This window comes from Streptomyces sp. NPDC018029, from assembly GCF_044327655.1.
Taxonomy (GTDB): domain Bacteria; phylum Actinomycetota; class Actinomycetes; order Streptomycetales; family Streptomycetaceae; genus Streptomyces.
This window is the reverse complement of sequence record NZ_JBIRFV010000003.1, coordinates 303,686-318,288: the sequence shown is the minus strand read 5'-3', so window position 1 is coordinate 318,288 and position 14,603 is coordinate 303,686. Positions and strand designations below refer to the sequence as shown.

The following is a 14,603-nucleotide window of genomic DNA, read 5'->3' as shown; positions in this document are numbered from 1 at the left end:
GGGGGTGGGTGCGCACGGCTCGCCCGGGGCTCACAGCTCGCCCATCCGCCGGATGACGGGGGCCACGCGCTGCACTCCGTGGCGGTAGGCGCCGCGGGCCGCGCGGCGCACGATCTGCCGTACGGGGCCGGGGTCCTTGCCGGGCGTGGGGGCGCCCGGCAGCGGGGCGCCGTCGGGGCCGAGGTGGTGGCGGGCGAGGATGCCGGGCAGATAGCCGCGGGCGGTGGTGAGGCTGTAGTAGGGCTCGATGGGCGGGAGCCCGCCGGCGGCCGCGTCGGCGAGCAGCTCCGTGACGCGCTCGCGTGCCGCGTCGAAGGCGTTCTCGTACGCCCCGTCGGCGGCGACGCCCTGCCGGGCCAGCCACCTCTCGTCGGGCTCGGGCAGGTGGCCCGCGTCCAGCTGGTCCCAGGAGGCGAGGCAGCCGGAGCCGGTGAAGTGGTGGTTGCCGAGTGCCTCGCGCACCCCGAGGTCGGTGAGGACGGCGGTGGGGATGCGGCGGTGCAGCGATTCGAGGGCGGCCGTGGAGCTGACGGTGACGAGGAGGTCGGTGCGGTCGAGGACCTCGCCCATGTGGCCGTAGACGAGGCGGCAGTTGGCGGGCAGGCCGCCGTCGATCCGCTGCGCCAGCTTCTGGTAGGGCAGCTCCTCGATGTGCGTGGTGTGCTCGCCGGGCTTGCTGCGCAGCTTGAGCAGGACCTCGCGGTCGGGGTGCAGCCTGGCGTGCTCGGCGAGGCGGCGCAGCAGGTAGGTGCGGTGTGCGGCGGTCTCCGGCACGGAGGGCTGGGCGGCGAAGACGACGGTGTACGGGTCGTGCTTCGTGTAGGGCGCGCCGCCGAGGAACGGCAGCGCGGCCTCGGTCACCGCCGACGCATCGGCGCCCACTCCTTCGTACACCGCGCGGAAGCGTTCCGCGTCCTGGCGGGAGTTGGCGAGGACGACGTCCGCGCCGTGCCGCAGGAGGAGGCCGTCGGCGAGCTTCTCGTAGACGACGCCGACGTAGCCGGTGACGACGACGGGCCGCTTCCTGCCTGCGCCGGTGAGGCGGGCGTCCTGCGTGACGCGGGCGAGTCCGTGCAGCACCGCCTGGACCGCCCCGCCCACCAGGGCGAGCACGATCACGTCGGGTGCGTCCCGCTCCATCTCGCGCAGGAACTCGACGGCGGTGACCTCGCGCAGCGAATCCGCGCTGACGCCCACTTCGTCGAGCTGCCGGGGGGTGGGAGTGGCCCGGCCGCGGAGCAGGAAGCCGCTGAGCCGACCGTCCGACACGATGCGGTTCGCTGTGAGAGCGCCCCATTTCCATCGCGTGTCGGAGTCGGCGAGCACGGCGACCCGCAGCGGGTTTCGATGACTTCCTTGCACGTCCCAGACGCTAGGAAGGCATTTCGATTCGCGGCCCAACTCAGGTGCAACAAACGGTTAACAGCACGCCGACGAATGGCGAATCGGCCCTGGAAAAGCCCGTACGGCAGCCTGGTTAACCATTCCGCCACGCGTCGTTCACCTGGCATACCGCTGCGGGTCGACACGAATCACGGGCCGACACCTAACGTCACCCACGTGGTTAAGCTCTCCGTCATCGTGCCGTTCTACAACGTGCAGCAATACGCGCCCGACACCTTGAGGAGTCTGCGTGCGAACGCACGTGACGACTTCGAATTCATTCTCGTCGACGACTGCTCGCGCGACGAGACTCCGGACATCCTGGAGCGTGCGGCGCGCGAGCTTCCCGGCGCCGTTCACCTCAGACATGAGACGAACGGCGGTCTCGCGACCGCCCGCAACACGGGCCTCGACGCGGCGCGTGGCGAGTACCTCACCTTCCTGGACGGTGACGACTGGCTCGCGCCCGGCTACTTCTCCCAACTCGTCGCGGCCATCGAGCAGTTGGGCTGCGACTTCGTGCGCACCGACCATGTGCAGTGCACCGCTCGGGCCCGCACCGTGCACCGTGTCCCGCACGGCAGGCGCGGCGTCGTGCTGAATCCGCGCGACGTGATACTGCCCGCCGACCGGTCGACGTCCGTCGACTACGCGTACGCGTGGGCGGGCATCTACCACCGCAGGCTCGCCGACGCGGGGCTGCTGCACTTCACCGACGGCCTGCGCACCGCGGAGGACCGCCCCTGGATCTGGCGGCTGCACCGGGAGGCGGAATCCTTCGCCGCGGTCGGTCTTCTCGGGGTGTTCTACCGGCGCGGGGTCGCCTCGTCACTGACACAGATCGGCGACGTACGCCAGCTCGATTTCATCAAGGCATTCGACCAGGTCGTAAGGGAAACAGCGGCGGACCGGGACGCGGACGAACTCCTGCCGAAGGCCGTGCGCACCTACTGCGCGATCATCTCCCACCATTTGGGATCCATCGAAAGGTTCGAGCCATCCGTGGCGCGGAAATTGAAGTCAATGAGTGCGGCCGCGCTGAAGCGGATGCCGCAGGGCGTTCTGGACGACGCGCTCGACTCCATGGACGTCCAGCGGGCGACCCGGCTGCGCAGGCTGCGCCGGCGTCCGGCGTCGGCGGAGGTGGCCGCGTAATGGCGACCCCGCAGGCGTCGCGCCGTACGACGCAGATCTTCCTGGCGTCCACGCTGTACGGCGCCGCGACGCTGGCCGCGGCCCTGGACGCCGACCGCTTCGGCCCCGCCGACCGCCGCATCCTCCTGGTCAGCAACAACGCGGCGACGCCCGAGACGACGACGCCCCTCGACGAGATGCCCGGGTTCGAGCGGCTGCGCGGCCGGTTCGACGAGGTGCGCTCCTGGAACGAGACCATCGCCCCCTTCCACCCGGGCGGCTGGGCCCCGCGCGGCGACGACGTCGTGCTGTGGGAGCGTTACGTCCGGCTGCTCTGGGGCCTCGGTGACGACGCCGTCGAGCTGGCCGTCGAGTCGATCCAGGTCAACCCGGCGCTCGCCCTCGCGCAGATCTTCACCGGCGTCCCCGTCGACGTCTACGCCGACGGCCTGATGAGCTACGGCCCGACCCGCAACAAGCTCGACCCGCTGGTCGGCACCCGCGTGCGGCGCCTGCTGCACCTGGACCTGGTGCCGGGCCTCACGCCGCTGCTCCTCACCGAGTTCGGGGTGGAGCCGGAGGTGGTGCCGACCGAGGCGTTCGTGAAGGTGCTCGGTGAACTCGCCGAAGCGGACGAGGACGACGAGAACACCGTGCAGCTGCCGGACATCGAGGCGCCCGCCCTCGTCCTCGGCCAGTACCTCTCCGCCCTCTCCATCCTCACCCCCGAGGAAGAGGAGGAGCTGCACATCCGCATGGTGCGCGGCGCCGCGCAACTCGGTCACACGCGCGTGGTGTTCAAGCCCCACCCCACCGCGCCGGCCCGCTGGTCGCGCGCCCTGGAGAAGGAGGCGCAGGCGATCGGCGTCGAGCTGACGGTGCTCGACACCCCCGTGCTCGCCGAGGTCCTCTACCAGCGGATGCGGCCCGCGCTCGTCGTCGGCTGCTTCTCCACCGCCCTGATCACGGCGTCCGCGCTCTACGGCCTGCCCGCCGCCCGCACCGGCACGGACCTCCTCCTGGAGCGCCTCGCGCCCTACCAGAACAGCAACCGCGTCCCCGTCACGATCGTCGACGCCCTGCTGCCCGAACTCACCGACCAAGCTGCTGTCTCCGCGCAGCAACCGGGCCTCGGCACCGGTGAGCTGACGAACCTCCTCAAGGCCGTCGGCTTCGCGATGCAGCCGCAGATCTACCCCCGGCTCCGCCCCGACGCCGAGCGCTACCTCGCGCGGCACCTCTCGGCCGCCACCTGGCGCTACTTCAAGCGGCGCCGCCTCACCGCGCTCGCGCTGCCCGGTGCCGTCCCCGCGCAGCTGGCCTTCATCCCGCGCAACGCGGCCGTCCGCCGCGTCGCCCGCCGCGCCCGTTCCGTCCAGCGCTCGCTCAAGCGGACCGCGCTCGGATGACCTCCCCCGACATAACGCTCCCGAAGCTCTCACCGGGGGCGGAATCCGCCGCGCCGCCCACCCTTCCGGCCCCGCGGCCCGCCCGCGGGAAGCCCCGGCTGCGCGCCCTCGACGGGCTGCGGCTCGTCGCCGCTCTCATGGTCGCCGCGTATCACTACGGCGGCCGCGACGGCGAGATAGCCGAGGCCTGGGGCAGCTCGCCGAAGCAGCAGTTCCCGACGGCCAGTGAGTGGTTCGCGTACGGCTGCCTGGGCGTCCAGATCTTCTTCGTGATCAGCGGCTTCGTCATCTGCATGAGCGGCTGGGGCAGGCCCCTGCGCTCGTTCTTCGCCTCCCGGGCGTCCCGCCTGCTGCCCTCGTACTGGGCGGCGATCGTCCTGGTGACGGCTGTCTTCGCGCTGCCCGCCGTCGCGTACGAGGCCGTCTCGCCCAGCGACGCGCTGGTCAACCTCACCATGCTGCAGCAGCCCCTCGGCGCGGACCGGGTGCTCGGCGTCTGCTGGACGCTCTGGGCCGAGCTGCGCTTCTACGCGCTGTTCGCGCTGTGTGTGGTCATGCCGGGCGCGACCCGCGCGCGCGTCGTGCTGTTCTGCGCGGTGTGGACCCTGGCCGCGGCCGTCGCGGAGGCCGCGGACCAGCCGCTGCTCGACCTGGTCCTGATGCCGCAGTACGCGCCGTTCTTCGTCGGCGGCATCGGCATCTACCTGCTCCACCGCGACCGCCGCGACCTGACGGCGTGGGGCATCACGGGCGTGAGCTGGCTGATCGGCCAGCACTACGCGGTCGACCAGCTGTGGCACGCCCCGAACCCGGACTTCTTCTCGTACCGCTCATCGGTCGGGATCATGGCGGTGGTGACGGCGGGCTTCGCCGCGGTGCTGCTGATCGCCCTCGGCCGCCTGGATCGGGCGAACTGGCGCTGGCTGACCGTGGCCGGCGCTCTGACGTACCCCTTCTACCTGGTGCACGAGCACCTGGGCTGGGTGACAGTGGAGGTGCTGCACCGCCACCTGGGGCTGCCGTCGTACGCGACGCTCGGCCTGACGATCGCCACGATGCTGGTCCTCGCGTGGCTCCTCAACCGGTACGTGGAGGAGCGGCTGACCCCGTTGATCCGCAACGGCCTCAACCGCAGCCTGACCACCGCTACCGCTCGCCCGAAGTAGCGAGCGTCGCCCCGATCCCCGCCACGACCGCGGCCAGACCCTCCTCGAAGCCGCGGTCGTGCGAGCGGAACATCTCCTCGCCCGCCGCGGCCGCCAGCGGGTACGCGGCGAGGCGCTCGGCGCGCGCCGCGAGGTCATAGCCGTCGTCGCCTTCGCCGTCACCGCCTCGGTTCGGGCCCGTGGCCTGCTCCTCGATGACGTAGCCGATCGTGTAGCTGTACACGGTGAACCAGGCCCGTGTCGCCGCGGCCGGCGCGAATCCCGCCTCGCCGAGCGCCCGCAGATGGGTTTCGAGGGGGGCCGCGTACGACAGGTCCGTGTAGCGCGTGCCGCTGAACACCTTGGCGCCGTCGCGGTAGCGCAGCAGGTGGGCGCGGAGGCCGCGCATCGCGGCGGTGAGCGCCGTCCGCCAGTCGGCGGCAGGGGCGGACAGGAAGTCCTCGGCCATGCGCCGCATCATCTCGGTCGCCATCTCGTCGAGCAGCGCCTGCTTGTCCTTGAAGTGCCAGTACAGAGCGGGCGCCTTCACGTCGAGACGCTGGGCGATGGCGCGCAGGGTGAGCCCTTCGAGTCCCGTCTCGTTCAGCAGGTCGAGCGCGGTGCGCGCCACGCGGGTCCGGTCCAGTTTCGTCGTAGCCACCTTGACAATTTAACACCGTTAAGCGCACCCTCGTCAGCATGGCACTTAACGACGTTAAGGAAATCGACACGACCGGTGTGCTCGTCGTGGGCGCGGGTCCCACCGGGCTTGCCCTCGCCTGCGACCTCGCACGGCGCGGGGTGCCCGCCCTCGTCGTCGAGCGGGCCCCGACTCTCTTCCCCGGCTCGCGCGGCAAGGGCCTTCAGCCCCGCACGATGGAGGTCTTCGACGACCTCGGCGTGGTCGGCGCGGTGCTCGCGACGGGCGGCCCCATCCCGGTCGGGATGGTGTGGCGGGACGGCGAACGGCAGGGCGAGCACCGGATGTTCGACGAACCCGAACCCACGGAGACCGCCCCGTACACCGCGCCGTGGATGCTCCCCCAGTGGCGCACCCAGGAGATCCTGCTGGCGCGCCTGCGGGAGCTCGGCGGCGACGTCGTCTTCGGCGCGGAGGTGACGGAGCTGACGCAGGAGGCCGACGGGGTCACCGCCCGGCTGTCCACGGGCGCGGCCGTACGGGCGGCGTACGTGGTGGCGGCCGACGGCGGCCGCTCCATCCTCCGCGGGGCGCTGGGCATCACGATGTCGGGCGAGACCGTGGACCCGAACCCGGTCCTGGTCGCGGACATCCGCGTCCCCGCGCTCGACCGCGACAACTGGCACATGTTCCCGCCCGCCGACGACACCGGCCTCTACACGGCGATCTGCCCGCTGGCCGGCACCGAGGACTTCCAGCTGACGGCCCAGTTCCCGGCCGGGGTGACGCCCGACCTCTCCCTTCAGGGCGTACGCGACCTCGTCGCCGCCCGGACGCACCTGAGCGCCGACGACGTGACCGCGGTCCGCTGGTCCTCGGACTTCCGGCCACGCGCGGCGCTGGCGGACCGCTTCCGCGAGGGCCGCGTCTTCCTGGCCGGCGACGCGGCGCACATCCACTCGCCCGCGGGCGGCCAGGGCCTGAACACCAGCGTCCAGGACGCCTACAACCTGGGCTGGAAGCTGGCCGCGGTGCTCCGGCGCGGCGCGCCCGCGGCACTCCTCGACACGTACGAGGAGGAGCGGCGGCCCAACGCCGCGCGGATGCTGGGCCTGTCCACCCGCATCCACCGCGGCGAGGCGCGGCGCGGGGCGGCCACCCGGCAGCTCGGCATCGGCTACCGCGACGCTTCACTGGCGGTGGAGACGCGCGAGGGCCTGCCCGAGGAGGCGCTGCGGGCGGGCGACCGGGCGCCGGACGGGCCGTGCGGCGCCGGGACGCTGTTCGACGTGTTCCGCGGCCCGCACTGGACGCTGCTCGCGGTGGGCACGGACGCGGAAGTGCCTTCGGTGGACGAGGAGTTGGTCCACGTGCACGGCATTCCCGCGTACGAGCCGTACGGGAAGGGGCTCTTCCTCGTCCGCCCCGACGGGTACGTGGGCTGGGCGGGGACGGACGCCCGGGGCGGCCTCGCCGCGTACCTGGCCCGGTGCGGTGCCCCCTCCCGAGCCCATTTTCCTGCTTGACCTCAAGCGGACTTGAGGTTTTACGTTCAAGAACATGACAGCATTCGCGTACTCGCACAGCGACCAGGACCTCGTCAACCAGCCCGTCGGCTACTGGAGTTCGGCGGCAGGTGCGGCCGTCGTCAACCACATCCGCACCATGCTCGCCGAGATGGGCCTCACCCAGCCCCAGTGGTGGGTCCTCAGCCAGCTTGTCCCCGCGCCGGACGGCCGCCCGCGGGACGAGGTCGTGGGGGTGCTGAAGGGCTACCTGGAGATCGGCGAGGGCGCCCTGCACCACAACATCAACGCCCTGCACGACCGCGGCCTGATCACCGAGGACTCCGCGGGCCGCATCGCCCTCACCGAGGACGGCCGCGCACTCCAGGCCCGCGTGGCCGAGCGGCAGAAGGCCGTCCGCGCGGAGATCCACGAGGGCATCACCGACGAGGACTACGTGCGCACGCTGAAGGTCCTCCAGCGGATGATCCACAACGTGGGCGGCTCCGCCTGGCACCACTGACGGTCAGACGGCGCGGGGCCTGCTGAACTCCTCGATCAGCACGGGGTACTGCTCCGCGCCGTGCCCGGCGGCGATCGCGCGGGCGGCCATCGCCTGGATCAGCTTCGGCAGTTCGGCGTCGACGCCCGCGGCCTCGCTCTCCTCGACCATGTGTGCCATGGCCCGCGCGTCGGTCTCCAGGGCCGACACCTCGGCGGGGAAGGCGCCGGCGTCGATCTGCCCGGCGTACCCGGGCAGCCATTCGGCCACGCCGGCGGCGATCTGCCGCGCGAACGGCGCGTACGTCGCGGCGTCGACGCCGGCCGTCCTGAGCAGGGCGGTGCCCTGGAGCCAGGCGTTCAGGACGCTCCACATCATGGCGAGCCCGGCCACGTCGTACAGGGCCGCGAGGCCGTGGTCCTCGCCGAGGTGGGTGACGGTGCCGAGCGCGGCGAGGGCCGGCTCGTGCGCCGCGAAGTCCGCCGCGGGGCCGCTGTGCAGGATCACCGCGTCGGCGGTGCCGATGACCGGCGGGACAGCCATGATGGCGCCGTCGAGATAGCGGGCGCCCCGCTTCCCGGCCCACCGCGCGGCCTCCCTGGCCTGGGCGGAGGAGCCCGAGGTCAGATTGACCAACGTCTGTCCGTCGAGGGCGGGTTCGGCCGCGCCGAGCAGTTCGCGCACGGCGTCGTAGTCGGTGAGACAGATGACCGTCAGCGGGCTCGCCCTGAGCGCGTCGTCGACGGTCGTTGCCAAGTGGGCTCCGTCCGCGACGAGTTGGCCGGCCTTGGCGGCGGTGCGGTTCCACACGGTGGTGGGGTGCCCGGCTCTCAGGAACGCGGCGGCGAGGGCCTGGCCCATGAGGCCGAGTCCTATGACGGTCACGGGCGCGGGTGCGGACGAGGGCGCGGATGTGTGTGCGGCGGAATTGTTGATCTCGGGTTCGTTGTTCATGACAGCATCGTCAACGTTGATACCGGTATGAAGGTCAAGCGAGGTGCGATGCGGATCGGGGAACTGGGTCGCCGGACGGGCGTCAACGCCCACCAGTTGCGCTACTACGAGGCCCAGGGCCTCCTGGAGGCGGAGCGCGGCGCGAACGGGTACCGCGAGTACGACGAGAGTGCCGTGCTCCGGGTGACGCAGATCCGGCACCTGCTGGGCGCCGGGCTGTCCTCCGAGGACATCGCGTACGTGCTGCCCTGCGCGGACGGAGAGGCCCCGCGGCTGCCCGCGTGCCCCGAGCTGCTGGCCGCGATGCGGGGGCGGCTGCGCCGCCTCGACGACCAGATGGAGAAGATCGCGCGGTCCCGCGAAGCCCTCGCCACGTACATCGACGCGGCCGACCGGATGGGCGGCGACAGCTACGCGCCCTTGACGGGGGCCGCCGTCACAGGGCAGTGACGGCGGCGACCGTCATCGGGACGTGACGGCGGCGACCGTCACACGCTGCTGACCGACAGCTTCGCCGCGAACCCGAGGAACAGCGCGCCCGCCGCCGACGTGGCCCCGGCCGAGAGCCGCTTGCGGCTGCGGAAGGCGGCCGCCAGCTTCGTGCCGCTGAAGATCAGAGCCGTCAGGTAGAGGAAGCTCGCCAGCTGGGCCAGGACGCCGAGCACGACGAAGGACAGTGCGGGATAGGCGTACCCCGGATCGACGAACTGCACGAAGAAGGCGATGAAGAAGAGGATCGCCTTGGGGTTGAGCAGACTGATCACCAGGGCCCTGCGGAACGGCCGCTCCCCCGCGGCCGCTTCCCCGTCGTCCACCGCCCGGCCCCCTTCGGCCGCCTGGTCCCGCCGCGCCCGCCACATGCCCCACGCCGCCCGCAGCATGCCGACCGCCAGCCAGGTCAGATAGCCGGCACCGGCGTACTTCACGATCCCGAACAGCACGGCGTTGGCCTGGAGCAGCGAGGCCACGCCGGCCGCCGAGAGCGTCATCAGGACGGCGTCGCCGCACCAGACGCCGGCGGCCGCGGTGTAGCCGGTGCGGACGCCGCGGCGTGCGGCGACGGAGAGCACGTACAGCGAGTTCGGCCCCGGCAGGAGGATGATCAGGACGAGGCCCGCGAGATAGGTCGGAAGATCGGTGACACCCAGCATGGCGGGAGTCTCGCACGGGTGTGCGGGACGGGGACAGGGGTGTCCGTGTGACGGACGGCCGGGATTTCAGGCTTCAGAACCGCCTACAGGCCGCCACAACGTGCCCGTACGTCAGAACGCGTCCGTCGGGACATACACCCCCCACACCTCCCGCAGCGCGTCGCACACCTCGCCCACCGTGGCCCGCGCCCGGAGCGCCTCCTTCATCGGGTACAGCACATTGGCGCCCTCCTCCTTCGCCGCCTCCTGGAGCGCGGCCAGGGCGGCGCTCACCGCCGCGCCGTCCCGCTCCGCGCGCAGCCGGGCCAGGCGGGCGGCCTGCTGGGCCTCGATGGCGGGGTCGACGCGCAGCGGTTCGTACGGCTCCTCCTCGTCGAGCCGGTAGCGGTTGACGCCGACCACGACGCGGTCGCCGCTGTCCGTCTCCTGCGCGATGCGGTACGCGTTGCGCTCGATCTCGGCCTTCTGGAAACCCTGCTCGATGGCGTGCACCGCCCCGCCGAGGTCCTCGACGCGCCGCATGAGGGCGAGGGCCGCCTCCTCGACGTCGTTGGTCATCCTCTCCATGACGTACGACCCCGCGAAGGGGTCGACGGTCGCCGTCACGTCCGTCTCGTACGCGAGGACCTGCTGGGTGCGCAGCGCGAGCCGGGCCGACTTGTCGGTGGGGAGGGCGATGGCCTCGTCGAAGGAGTTGGTGTGGAGCGACTGCGTGCCGCCGAGGACCGCGCCGAGGCCCTGGACGGCGACCCGGACGAGGTTCAGCTCCGGCTGCTGGGCGGTGAGCTGGACGCCGGCCGTCTGCGTGTGGAAGCGGAGCATCAGCGACTTGGGGTTCCGCGCGCCGAACTCCTCCCGCATGATCCTGGCCCACATGCGCCTGGCCGCGCGGAACTTGGCGACCTCCTCCAGGAACGTCGTACGCGCCACGAAGAAGAAGGAGAGGCGCGGCGCGAAGTCGTCCACGTCCAGGCCGGCCGCGACCGCCGTACGGACGTACTCGATGCCGTCGGCGAGGGTGAAGGCGATCTCCTGCGCGGGCGAGGCGCCCGCCTCGGCCATGTGGTAGCCGGAGATGGAGATGGTGTTCCACTTCGGGATCTCGGCCCCGCAGTACCGGAAGGTGTCCGCGACCAGGCGCAGCGAGGGCTGCGGCGGGAAGATGTACGTGCCGCGTGCGATGTACTCCTTCAGCACGTCGTTCTGGATCGTGCCGGTCAGCTTGTCGGACGGGATGCCCTGTTCCTCGGCGACCAGTTGGTACAGGAGGAGCAGCGGCGCGGCGGGGGCGTTGATCGTCATCGACGTGGAGACCTTGTCCAGCGGGATCCCGCCGAACAGGACGCGCATGTCCTCGACCGAGTCGACCGCGACACCGACCTTGCCGACCTCGCCGCTCGCGATCGGGGCGTCGGAGTCGTGGCCCATCTGCGTCGGCAGGTCGAAGGCGACGGAGAGGCCGGTCGTGCCGTGCTCGATCAGCTGCCGGTAGCGGGCGTTGGACTCGGCGGCGGTGCCGAAGCCCGCGTACTGGCGCATCGTCCAGGGGCGGCCGGTGTACATCGTGGGGTAGACGCCGCGCGTGTAGGGGTACGCGCCGGGGGCGCCGAGCCGCTCCGCCGGGTCCCAGCCCGACAGGGCCTCGGGGCCGTACACGGGTTCGATGGGCAGTCCTGACTCCGACTCGTGTGTCATGCCTCCAGCTTGCGCCCGCGCGCGGGACGCGTCACTCGCGGCAAACCGGGAAACACTTCCAGAGTCATGAGTCGTGTGCCGTGAGTCGTCTAGGAACGCGGGGGCGTGATGGGCAGGAGCGCGATAGCGGTGGGGGCCGTGGCGGTGCTGGTGCTGACGGCGGGGTGCAAGGCGGTCGCGGTGGACACGGACGGGAAGCCGGGCGGCGCGGACGCCGGAGCGGGGAGACCGACGCACCCGGCGACGTCAGCCCCGTCCGCCCCTCCCGACGCCGCGTCCGCCCCGCCCGCCTCATCGGCCGCGCCCGCCGCGCCCGCCGTCCCTCCCAGGACGCTCATGCGGGCGGGCGACAGGTCCGGGCAGGTGCGGGAGCTGCAGGCCAGGCTGCGGCAGATCGCCTGGTTCCACGAGAACCCGACGGGGACGTACGGGGCCCACACCGTCGGCGCGGTCAAGGGCTTCCAGGCCAAGCGGGGGCTGCCCGCCACGGGTGACACGGACACGGTCACCTGGCGGCGGCTGCTCGCCATGACGCGCGAGCCGACACGGTACGAGCGGTACGCGGGCGGCGGCATCCCGGCGGCCGCGCCGGACAAGCGGTGCCTGACCGGCCGGGTCCTGTGCATCGCCAAGAGCAGCCGCACCCTGACGTGGATGATCGACGGCAGGGCGGTGTCGACAATGGACGTGCGGTTCGGCTCGCAGTACACGCCGACCCGCGAGGGCGCCTTCACCGTCTACTGGAAGTCGCGGCACCACGTCTCGACGCTCTACGACACGGCCATGCCGTACGCGATGTTCTTCAGCGGCGGCCAGGCCGTCCACTACTCGTCGGACTTCGCGGCCACGGGGTACGCGGGCGCGTCGCACGGCTGTGTGAACGTCCGGGACGAGAAGAAGATCGCGAGCTTGTTCGCGCAGGTACGGAACGGCGACCGGGTCGTCATCTACAAGTGATCAGGTTTTCCGGGCTCTCCGGGTGCTCCGGGAAAAGCGGCGTGGGCGGGATCGGGGGAACGTATCCCGCCCACGCCGAGGGCACGGAGCCGAAGGTACGGGGGGAACCCCCGGCTCGTGCGTGGGCCGATGACCAGTCGGCTCACTACTTACTGCGTCTCCTGCTCGAAAAACGTCACACCCCTGCGGGAAGCCCGGGTCACGGGAGGTCCTGGAGGCGGGTGACCCGGGCTACGGAAGGTGCGGGAGGGCGCTGCGGGACGGCTTGGGGGTCTGGTGAGGGGTTGAGGGCGTGGACATGGGGGGCGGGACCGGGGCGCCCCCGGTGTCGCCGCCCGAGCCGCCGTCCTCGTCGCCGCCCGAGCCGTTTCCTCCGTCGCCGTTCTGCCCGTCGTCGCCACCGTGGCCGCCGCCACCGCCCTGACCGCCACCGCCGCCGTTGCCGTTCCCGTCACCCTGATGGCCGCCGCCTTGGTGGCCGCCGCTGCCCGGGCCGCCCAGAATCCGGCCGCAGAACGCCTCCACGCGCGCCGGTCCCTTGGCGGCCTCCTCCAGGCGGCGGCGCTTGTCGCCCTGGAGCTCACCGCTGCGGTAGGCGCGGCAGGCGGTCACCACCTTGCGGTACCACGTCCTCGCCTCGTCGCCGCGCGGCGTCCTGTCACCGCTCGGCTGCCGCGGGGCGTCGGTGTGCGCGCCGCCCGCCTCGGCCTCCGGCGGCGGAGTCGACGCCGGCTCCCGTGACGTCGGCTCGTCGTCGGGGGCCGTGCTCGCGTCCGGAACCACGTCCTCGGACGGCTCACCCGCGTCGTCCGACGGAGTGGGGGTGGCCGTCGCCTCCTCCGGTGTGGTGGCCGGCGACACGGAGGCGGCGGGGCCCGGGTCACCGTGCGTACCGAACGGCGAGGGCAGCACGCCCGTACCCGCGGCCACGGCGACACCGCCGGCCATGCAGGCCGCGAGGGCCGCGGCGATCCCGAACCGGACGGGGCGGCCCCAGCGGCTGGGGCTGGGACGGTTTCCGGCACGTCCCAGACGTACGGTCTCGCCGGCGGCCGCCTCGTGGGCGGCCGTCGCGTACGGCGCGGTCCTGGAACCGCCGCCCCGCACGGTCCCCGCGCTCTCGACGCGGGCGTCCTGGGCGGCCCGGGCATCCCGAGCGGTCCGGAACGCGGCCAACGCCGCGGCCTCGCCCGGAAGTTCACCGGCAACGATGTCGGAGCCCGCGCCGACCCCTGCGGTCGCCTCGGCGACGGACTCGGCGACGGACCCGGCAACGGCTTCCGTCCCCCGCCCCACCTCGCCGACACCGTCCTGCGCGGCCAGCGCGGCGAGCGCCCGGGCCAGCCGGTCGGCCTCCGCGCGGTCGTGAGGGCCGATGCCTTCGAGGGGCTCCCCGCGCAGCAAACGCTCCGCCGCGTCGCGGTCCAGCCACTGGTGCTGCTCGTCGGCCATCACATGTCCTTCTGCGTCCGCGAACGCCATTGCGTCACACCGGCGGACGTCACCGCGCAGCCGCGCGGCTCTCTCTGAGGCGGTACGGCGTCGAGCGCGTCCTTGGGGTCCGCGCCCTCCGAACCGAGCAGCTCGGCGAGGCGCTTGAGGCCCCGGTGCGCCGCCGTGCGGACGGCTCCGGGGCGCTTGCCGAGGGTCTGCGCGGCGCTCTTCGCGTCGAGACCGACGACGACGCGGAGCACGACGGCCTCCGCCTGGTCCTGCGGGAGCCGGGCTATCAGGGCGAGCGCGTCGCCGGTGGCGAGGGACTCCATCGCCTCGCCCGCGGTGTCCGCGTCGCCCGGCTTGCCGGTCAGCTCCGACTCGTCGCCGCCCACGGCGGGGCGGCGGCCCCGCATGCGTATGTGATCGAGGGCGCGGTTCCGCGCGATGCGCGCCGCCCAGCCCCGGAACCGGTCCGCGTCACCGCTGAACCGGTCGAGGTCGCGCGCTATCTGCAGCCAGGCCTCGGAGGCGACGTCCTCGGCGTCCGGGTCGGCGACCAGCGTGCGTACGTATCCCAACAGCCGCGGGTGCACGGCGCGGTACACAGTCCGGAAAGCGGTCTCGTCCCCGTCCTGCGCCGCAAGCACCGCGGCGGTCAGCTCCGCGTCGTCCCCCAGCACTCTCTCAATCC

14 protein-coding genes are annotated in these 14,603 nt (G+C 72.5%); 7 read left to right on the top strand and 7 right to left on the bottom strand.

Annotated features, from left to right (window positions below; genetic code table 11):
• Window positions 1-30: 30 nt before the first annotated feature.
• A complete protein-coding gene (locus tag ACH4D5_RS10060) occupies window positions 31-1,362 on the bottom strand; it encodes a DUF6716 putative glycosyltransferase (protein ID WP_398300478.1) in 1,332 nt (443 codons plus the stop codon).
• Window positions 1,363-1,560: 198 nt separating this feature from the next.
• On the opposite strand from ACH4D5_RS10060, the gene ACH4D5_RS10055 reads away from it, so the two are divergent.
• Genes ACH4D5_RS10055 through ACH4D5_RS10045 form a run of 3 tightly spaced genes read left to right on the top strand, consistent with a single transcriptional unit; the run spans window position 1,561 to window position 5,092 of the window.
• Window positions 1,561-2,538: a glycosyltransferase family 2 protein gene (locus ACH4D5_RS10055; RefSeq protein ID WP_398300476.1), complete on the top strand. Its 978-nt coding sequence runs from the start codon at window positions 1,561-1,563 to the stop codon at window positions 2,536-2,538.
• Window positions 2,538-3,926 carry a polysialyltransferase family glycosyltransferase gene (locus tag ACH4D5_RS10050; protein WP_398300474.1) on the top strand — a complete coding sequence of 463 codons (1,389 nt, stop codon included), beginning with the start codon at window positions 2,538-2,540 and terminating at the stop codon, window positions 3,924-3,926. Before ACH4D5_RS10055 ends, ACH4D5_RS10050 begins: the two co-directional genes overlap by 1 nt.
• On the top strand, window positions 3,923-5,092 hold the full coding sequence (locus ACH4D5_RS10045; protein WP_398300472.1) for an acyltransferase family protein: 1,170 nt from the start codon (window positions 3,923-3,925) through the stop codon (window positions 5,090-5,092). The genes ACH4D5_RS10050 and ACH4D5_RS10045 overlap by 4 nt, the downstream gene beginning before the upstream one ends.
• Here the strand turns inward: ACH4D5_RS10045 and ACH4D5_RS10040 are convergent.
• Window positions 5,073-5,732, bottom strand: a complete 660-nt coding sequence (locus tag ACH4D5_RS10040; RefSeq protein ID WP_398300470.1) for a TetR/AcrR family transcriptional regulator C-terminal domain-containing protein — start codon at window positions 5,730-5,732, stop codon at window positions 5,073-5,075. The genes ACH4D5_RS10045 and ACH4D5_RS10040 overlap by 20 nt on opposite strands.
• 38 nt (window positions 5,733-5,770) lie before the next feature.
• On the opposite strand from ACH4D5_RS10040, the gene ACH4D5_RS10035 reads away from it, so the two are divergent.
• Together ACH4D5_RS10035 and ACH4D5_RS10030 are read left to right on the top strand one after the other, a co-directional pair.
• Window positions 5,771-7,237 (top strand): FAD-dependent monooxygenase, encoded by a 1,467-nt coding sequence (locus tag ACH4D5_RS10035; protein ID WP_398300468.1) that lies wholly within the window; start codon window positions 5,771-5,773, stop codon window positions 7,235-7,237.
• Window positions 7,238-7,271: 34 nt separating this feature from the next.
• Window positions 7,272-7,739, top strand: a complete 468-nt coding sequence (locus ACH4D5_RS10030; RefSeq protein WP_398300466.1) for a MarR family winged helix-turn-helix transcriptional regulator — start codon at window positions 7,272-7,274, stop codon at window positions 7,737-7,739.
• Between the two features lie 3 nt (window positions 7,740-7,742).
• Here ACH4D5_RS10030 and ACH4D5_RS10025 read toward each other — a convergent pair whose 3' ends face one another.
• Window positions 7,743-8,672, bottom strand: a complete 930-nt coding sequence (locus tag ACH4D5_RS10025) for an NAD(P)-dependent oxidoreductase (protein WP_398300464.1) — start codon at window positions 8,670-8,672, stop codon at window positions 7,743-7,745.
• Between the two features lie 48 nt (window positions 8,673-8,720).
• On the opposite strand from ACH4D5_RS10025, the gene ACH4D5_RS10020 reads away from it, so the two are divergent.
• Window positions 8,721-9,122 carry a MerR family transcriptional regulator gene (locus tag ACH4D5_RS10020; RefSeq protein WP_398301408.1) on the top strand — a complete coding sequence of 134 codons (402 nt, stop codon included), beginning with the start codon at window positions 8,721-8,723 and terminating at the stop codon, window positions 9,120-9,122.
• Window positions 9,123-9,160: 38 nt separating this feature from the next.
• On the opposite strand, the gene leuE is transcribed toward ACH4D5_RS10020, so the two are convergent.
• The gene (gene leuE, locus ACH4D5_RS10015) at window positions 9,161-9,823 is read right to left on the bottom strand and encodes a leucine efflux protein LeuE (protein ID WP_398300462.1); all 663 of its coding nucleotides are present in this window, start codon (window positions 9,821-9,823) and stop codon (window positions 9,161-9,163) included.
• A gap of 111 nt (window positions 9,824-9,934) precedes the next feature.
• Complete coding sequence (locus tag ACH4D5_RS10010) at window positions 9,935-11,518, bottom strand: methylmalonyl-CoA mutase (RefSeq protein ID WP_398300460.1); 1,584 nt, start codon at window positions 11,516-11,518, stop codon at window positions 9,935-9,937.
• A gap of 108 nt (window positions 11,519-11,626) precedes the next feature.
• On the opposite strand from ACH4D5_RS10010, the gene ACH4D5_RS10005 reads away from it, so the two are divergent.
• Window positions 11,627-12,475, top strand: coding sequence for a L,D-transpeptidase family protein (locus ACH4D5_RS10005; RefSeq protein ID WP_398301406.1), 849 nt, complete (start codon window positions 11,627-11,629; stop codon window positions 12,473-12,475).
• Between the two features lie 231 nt (window positions 12,476-12,706).
• Here the strand turns inward: ACH4D5_RS10005 and ACH4D5_RS10000 are convergent, their stop codons facing one another.
• The gene (locus ACH4D5_RS10000; RefSeq protein WP_398300458.1) at window positions 12,707-13,927 is read right to left on the bottom strand and encodes a hypothetical protein; all 1,221 of its coding nucleotides are present in this window, start codon (window positions 13,925-13,927) and stop codon (window positions 12,707-12,709) included.
• A complete protein-coding gene (locus ACH4D5_RS09995; protein WP_398300456.1) occupies window positions 13,927-14,592 on the bottom strand; it encodes an RNA polymerase sigma factor in 666 nt (221 codons plus the stop codon). Before ACH4D5_RS09995 ends, ACH4D5_RS10000 begins: the two co-directional genes overlap by 1 nt.
• Between the last annotated feature and the right edge of the window lie 11 nt (window positions 14,593-14,603).